Genomic DNA, 965 nt, shown 5'->3' with positions numbered 1-965 from the left:
GGGGTCGGAACAAGATCTGCTTTCCCAGACACGCTAAGCCAGAACGGAGCATGAACATCAGGCGGCGCGAAGGCGGCGCGCTGGCAGCCTGAGCGATCGGAAGCCTTCGGGCATTTGATGCTCGGTATCCCAGGTGTAGATGCCTGTAAGGTTGATGTGTTCCCAACTGAGCGGCGATATGTGCTTCAGCAACATGTCGGGGACGGTTCTGCCCGCCTGTTTCAGATGCGCGACCGCGCGGTCGAGATAAACTGTATTCCAGTGCACGATTGCGCTGACGACGAGATTGAGGCCGGAGGCACGAAAGGCCTGACTTTCGAACGACCGATCGCGGATTTCGCCTCGCTCGTGGAAGAATACCGCTCGCTTGAGCTTGTGGGCGGCCTCGCCCTTGTTGAGACCGGCCTGACACAGCCGACGCAATGCTGGGCTCGAGTACCATTCGATCATGAACAGCGAGCGCTCGATGCGGCCCAGTTCCCGCAGAGCCCTTGCGAGTTGGCTTTCCTTCGGTGACGCCGACAACTTCTTCAGGATTGTAGACGGCACAACTGCTCGGGTGGAGATCGACGCTGCCAGGTGGAGCAGATCATCCCAATGGTCGAGGATCAGGGTGGTGTTGATCGGCGCGCCGATGTGGTTCGACAGCGCCGGATAGGTATCGCCCTTCTCGAATGTGTGGAACTTGCGATCTTTCAGATTGCGTAGCCGAGGCGCAAACCGTTTACCAATCAGGGCGAATAGGCCAAAGACGTGATCGCTCGCGCCGCCTGTGTCGGTGAAGTGCTCCTGTATGTCGAGGGCCGTGTCTTGATCGAAAAGGCCGTCGAGTACATAGGCCGCCTCGCTTTCGGTCGGACTAATGGGCAGGATGCTGAAGTAGCCGTACTGATCGGACAGATGGCTGTAGAACTTCGAACCCGGTTCGCTTCCGTAATGCAGGTTGATGTCGCCACGCTTTGCCG

At 58.5% G+C, this 965-nt stretch carries 1 protein-coding gene; it reads right to left on the bottom strand.

What is annotated here, in order from left to right:
• Positions 1-57: 57 nt before the first annotated feature.
• Positions 58-965, bottom strand: a 908-nt coding sequence (locus AC0L3D_RS36755; protein ID WP_473647541.1) for a Tn3 family transposase, incomplete at its 5' end; no start/stop codon positions are given.

The organism is Mesorhizobium sp. WSM4837 (genome assembly GCF_055811435.1).
Note: the sequence above shows the minus strand (reverse complement) of the source record. Positions and strands in the feature narration are given on the sequence as shown.